General features: G+C 70.6%; 6 protein-coding genes. 4 read left to right on the forward strand and 2 right to left on the reverse strand.

Annotated features, from left to right (window positions below):
• The first annotated feature begins 495 nt into the window (after window positions 1-495).
• Window positions 496-699, forward strand: a complete 204-nt coding sequence (locus I5G_RS00195) for a cold-shock protein (RefSeq protein WP_026095524.1) — start codon at window positions 496-498, stop codon at window positions 697-699.
• A 241-nt stretch (window positions 700-940) separates the two neighbouring features.
• The gene (locus tag I5G_RS00200) at window positions 941-2,047 is read left to right on the forward strand and encodes an acyl-CoA desaturase (protein WP_083896489.1); all 1,107 of its coding nucleotides are present in this window, start codon (window positions 941-943) and stop codon (window positions 2,045-2,047) included.
• A gap of 6 nt (window positions 2,048-2,053) precedes the next feature.
• Here the strand turns inward: I5G_RS00200 and I5G_RS19620 are convergent, their stop codons facing one another.
• Both I5G_RS19620 and I5G_RS00210 read right to left on the reverse strand, forming a co-directional pair.
• The gene (locus I5G_RS19620) at window positions 2,054-2,662 is read right to left on the reverse strand and encodes a M15 family metallopeptidase (protein WP_022877248.1); all 609 of its coding nucleotides are present in this window, start codon (window positions 2,660-2,662) and stop codon (window positions 2,054-2,056) included.
• Window positions 2,663-2,728: 66 nt separating this feature from the next.
• Window positions 2,729-3,232 carry a metallophosphoesterase family protein gene (locus I5G_RS00210; RefSeq protein WP_026095526.1) on the reverse strand — a complete coding sequence of 168 codons (504 nt, stop codon included), beginning with the start codon at window positions 3,230-3,232 and terminating at the stop codon, window positions 2,729-2,731.
• Between the two features lie 51 nt (window positions 3,233-3,283).
• Here I5G_RS00210 and I5G_RS00215 point away from each other — a divergent pair, with 51 nt between their 5' ends.
• Window positions 3,284-3,952 (forward strand): response regulator transcription factor, encoded by a 669-nt coding sequence (locus tag I5G_RS00215; protein WP_026095527.1) that lies wholly within the window; start codon window positions 3,284-3,286, stop codon window positions 3,950-3,952.
• A partial coding sequence (locus tag I5G_RS19625) for a histidine kinase dimerization/phospho-acceptor domain-containing protein (protein WP_022877251.1) occupies window positions 3,945-4,688 on the forward strand: 744 nt, incomplete at its 3' end. The genes I5G_RS00215 and I5G_RS19625, both read left to right, overlap by 8 nt.

The following is a 4,688-nucleotide window of genomic DNA, read 5'->3' on the forward strand; positions in this document are numbered from 1 at the left end:
CCGGCCCCTCGTGCCGGGTACACCATCCGTGCTACCGTGGAGTATTCGTTCTGGGATCAGCTTCATCGACGTCCGCCTCATCGCTGAGATGCCGGGCGCACGGCACCGAGCCGTGATCGATGCCATTCCCTCCTCATCTCCGCGCGGTCTGCGTGGGCGCGACCCCCGGTCGCCCATCGGCCGCGGAAAGTTCGCGTGTCTCCTCTCCTCCCCCCGCCTCTGTCGTGGCGCCAGGCCGATCTCGACGTGTTCGTCGCGACGGTCGATTCGGCGTACGCCGGTTTCGTCGGCGCCGTCCCCTCGGGCTTCGAAGCCCAAGGGGCGCGCGGTGAAGATCTCGGCATCCACGACTCCGTCGCCGCGGCCCAGTCCGCCGTCGACGTCCACCGCGTTCGCACGACCCTCCCGGTCGCGCGGCGTCCCCGTCCGCTCCGCATGCGTCGGAGCGGCGCACCCGGCCGCAATCGCGGCCCACGAAGAAAAAGGAAGAACACGATGGCCACTGGCACCGTGAAATGGTTCAACTCCGAGAAGGGCTACGGGTTCATCGCACCCGACGACGGCTCGGCCGACCTGTTCGCGCACTTCAGCGCGATCCAGGGCAATGGCTTCAAGGAGCTGCAGGAAGCACAGAAGGTCGAATTCGACGCTGAGCAGGGCCCCAAGGGCATGCAGGCGGCGAACATCCGCCCCCTCTGAGCTCACGCTCCTCAGCGAAGGCCGGGAGGGCCGCTTCGGCGGCCGCCCGGCCTTCGCCGCGTTCACGCAACGCGATACCCGGCGAACGATGAAGCGGTGTCCGCGAGGTGCCGGGTTCCGGTGAATATGCCGTGCATGAGGGCGTATACCGACACGCTTATGGACTCCCCCGTAGTGTGAGCCTCAGCCCGGGTAAACGCCTCGGTTCCCGACTTCGGTCATCATCGCGAGGAGCATCTTCATCGCCTCCACCATCGTCGAGTCCCGACTCGGCCCCGTCCGTCAGACCTATTCCGGCACCACCGAATTCCCCCCGATCGCCAGGGCCTACACGGAACTCTCGCAGGTCGTCCGCGAGAGCGGGTTCCTGGCCCGCACCCCCGTCTTCTACTCCCTCGTCGGCGCGGCCATCGTCCTCGGCTTCGGCGGGGCGATCACCGGCTTCGTCCTCCTCGGTGACAGCTGGTTCCAGCTGCTCATCGCCGCCGCCCTCGGCATCCTGTTCACCCAGGTCGCCTTCCTCGCGCACGAGGCGAACCACCGCCAGATCTTCGCTTCCGGGCGGGCCAACGACCGCCTCGCGCTGTGGATCGGCAACGGCGTCGTCGGTATGAGCCAGTCGTGGTGGGCCACCAAGCACACCCGGCACCACGCCAATCCCAACCGCGTCGGCAAGGACCCCGACATCGAGATCGACACGATCTCGTTCCTCGACGAGGATGCCGCCAAGGCTCGCGGCATCCAGCGCTGGATCACCCAGCGACAGGGCTGGTTGTTCTTCCCCCTCCTCACGCTCGAGGGCCTGAACCTCCACGCGCTGGCGATCCGCCACCTCGTCTCCCGCGGCGAGGTCAAGGGACGCTGGACCGAGCTGGGCCTCCTCGCCCTCCGTATGGCGCTCTTCGTCGCCCCGGTGTTCGTGTTCCTCCCGCTCGGGATGGCGTTCGCATTCCTCGGCGTGCAGCTCGCGGTGTTCGGTGTGTACATGGGCGCGTCGTTCGCCCCCAACCACAAGGGCATGGCCGTCATCGCGCCGGGCGCCAAGCTCGACTTCTTCAGCAAGCAGGTGCGCACGTCCCGCAACATCTCCGGCGGCTGGTGGGCGACCTGGCTCATGGGCGGCCTCAACTACCAGATCGAGCACCACCTGTTCCCGAACATGCCGCGGCCGTACCTCAGCCGCGCGCGCGAGATCGTGCGCGAGCACTGCCAGACGCTGCAGGTGCCGTACGTCGAGACGACGCTCCTCCAGTCCTACGGGATCGTCATCGCGTACCTGAACCGCGTGGGCCTCGCCGCTCGCGACCCGTTCGAGTGCCCGCTGACCTCGGCGGCGCGACGCGTCTGACGGGGGTCAGCCGCGGGCGTCGAGATGCGGGGTGGGGCACTCTCCCCCGGCATCCGTCGCCCGCTCGAAGTGCCAGCGTTCGTTCGCGTAGGTCTGGCACAGTCCCCATTCGCGTCCGTGATCGGCGAGCCAGAGCTGCGCGTCGAGCGGTCCGATGTCGACGGCGTGTCCGGTGACGTGACTCGAGACCTCGGGCGCGGCGACGTACTGCTCCGCGATCTCCCGGCTCCCGTGGGTGCGGATCGCGTCGGTCAGGAGCCACCGCTGGTAGCCGTCGCTGCGCCACCCGCTCGTGACCTCGAACGTGATCCCCTCCGCTGAGGCGGCGGCCTGCGCCGCCCGCAGCGCATCGCGCAGAGCGGGGTCGAGCCGGGTCATCGCGGAGTGGTCGTCGTCGTCCACGGTCAGAGGAGCGTCGGCGTCGATCACCCCGTCGTCCGCGGTCGGCGGCGCCGCCGCTCCGGCCACGATGCGCGCGGTGAACCCCGACATCGTCGTCGACGCCGCGAGGAAGAGCACCGAGGCGAGGATCACGATCGCGAGGCCGCACCCGGCGAGCAGGGCGATCCGACGTCGAAGGACGTGGCGGGCGAGAAGGGATGCCGAGGTACTCACGCCCCCAGTCGAGTCCGGGCCGCGTTGCCAGCGCGTATGCGCGCGACGATACGTCGGCGATACGCCTCAGTCCCGCGACACCGCGCGAAAGCGGACGTCGTGGACGCCGCCGTCGGCGAGCGTGGCGGTCATGAGGGTGCAGTCGGGCTGCCGGCGTCGGTCCGTCGGCGATCCCGGATTGAGGAGGCGGAGCCCGCGCGGCGTCACCGTGTCCCACGGGATGTGGCTGTGCCCGAACACGAGGAGATCCGCGTCCGGGAAGGTGGCATCCATCCGCTTCTCGCGACCCGCGGTCGGACCGGTCTCGTGGATCACCGTGACGCGGACCCCGTCGATCTCGGCGCGCGCGACCTCGGGCAGCCGCGCGCGCAGGGCCGCCCCGTCGTTGTTGCCCCAGACGCCCAGCACCGGCGCCAGTGCGCCGATTTCGTCGAGAACGTCGACCTCCACCCAGTCGCCCGCGTGCACGATCAGATCGACCTCGGCCGCCGTGCGCAGCAGCTCGCGGGGCAGGTGCCGCGCCCGCTTCGGAACGTGGGTGTCGGCCACGAGGAGCACGCGGGTCGCCATCCCGCCACGCTACATACACTCCCGATACATCGGCGCGCCTACGATGACGGGATGCGCGTGCTGATCGTCGAGGACGAGCCCTTCCTCGCCGAGGCGATCCGCGACGGACTGCGGCTCGAGGCGATCGCCGCCGACATCGCCGGGGACGGCGACACCGCCCTGGAGCGTCTGAGCCACACCGGCTACGACGTGGTCGTGCTGGACCGCGACATCCCGGGCCCGAACGGTGACGACATCGCCCGGCACCTCTCCGGGCAGCCCGGAGCGCCGCGGGTGCTCATGCTCACCGCCGCCGATCGCCTGGACGACAAGGTCACCGGCTTCGCGAGCGGCGCGGACGACTACCTGACCAAGCCGTTCGTGCTGCGGGAGCTGGTGCTGCGCCTGCGCGCGCTCGAGCGCCGCCGTACGGCCGCGACCCCGCCGGTCCTCGAGCAGCACGGCATCCGTCTGGATCCGTTCCGCCGCGAGGTCTTCCGCGACGGTCACTACGTCGCCCTGACCCGGAAGCAGTTCGCCGTCCTGGAGGTGCTCATGACCGCCGCGGGCGGGGTCGTCAGCGCCGAGGCTCTCCTCGAGCGGGCGTGGGACGAGAACGCCGACCCCTTCACCAATGCGGTGCGCATCACGATCTCCACGCTGCGCAAGCGCCTCGGCGAACCCTGGCTCATCCAGACCGTCGCGGGCGTGGGATATCGCATGGGACCCGCGGATGCGTGAGCGTCCGCCGGGCCTGTCCGTCCGGGTGAAGCTCACGCTCAGCTACGCGGTGTTCGTCGTGCTCGTCGGCATCGCGGTCTTCACGCTCGGGTTCCTCGTCCTGCGCTTCCTCCCCGACGGGAATCTCTTCGCCGACAGCGGCGAGTTCACTCCCGCCCGGCGCGACCTCATCGCCGCGTTCGTCCGCTACGCGTGGTGGACCGTCGCCGGCCTCGCGGTCGTGGGGCTCGGCGGCGGGTGGATCGTCGCCGGGATCATGCTGCGGCCCCTCACACGGATCACGGATGCCGCGGGCGCGGTGCGCGACGGCGACCTCGGGCAGCGCGTCGACCTGCCCGGGCGTCGCGACGAGCTCACCGATCTGGCGGACACCCTCGACGCGATGATCGCGCGCCTGAGCGAGACCCTCGAGGAGCAGCAGCGGTTCGCCGCCAACGCCTCGCACGAACTGCGGACGCCGCTCGCGACGATGCGGACTCTGCTGGAGGTCGCGCGCGCCGACCCGGACGGCGTCGACCTCGCCGTCCTCCTCCCCCGCCTCAAGGCGACGAACGAGCGGGCGATCCGCCTCACCGAGGCCCTCCTGACGCTCGCGCGGGTGGGGCGGCGCGGGGGCGTCGACCCGGGACCGATCGACGTCGCCGCCGTCGTCACGGCCGTCGTCGCGGAGGAGCGCGACGCGGAAGAGGGCGCACACGTCGAGCTCGCCGTCACGACCACGGGCGAGCGACCCGGT

Source organism: Microbacterium sp. B19, assembly GCF_000333395.1.
Lineage (GTDB): Bacteria > Actinomycetota > Actinomycetes > Actinomycetales > Microbacteriaceae > Microbacterium.

Excerpts from the sequence above, each read along its gene's own strand:
- I5G_RS00195 (WP_026095524.1), top strand. The coding sequence starts at position 496 with ATGGCCACTGGCACCGTGAAATGGTTCAACTCCGAGAAGGGCTACGGG.
- I5G_RS00210 (WP_026095526.1), bottom strand. The coding sequence starts at position 3,232 with ATGGCGACCCGCGTGCTCCTCGTGGCCGACACCCACGTTCCGAAGCGG.
- I5G_RS00215 (WP_026095527.1), top strand. The coding sequence starts at position 3,284 with ATGCGCGTGCTGATCGTCGAGGACGAGCCCTTCCTCGCCGAGGCGATC.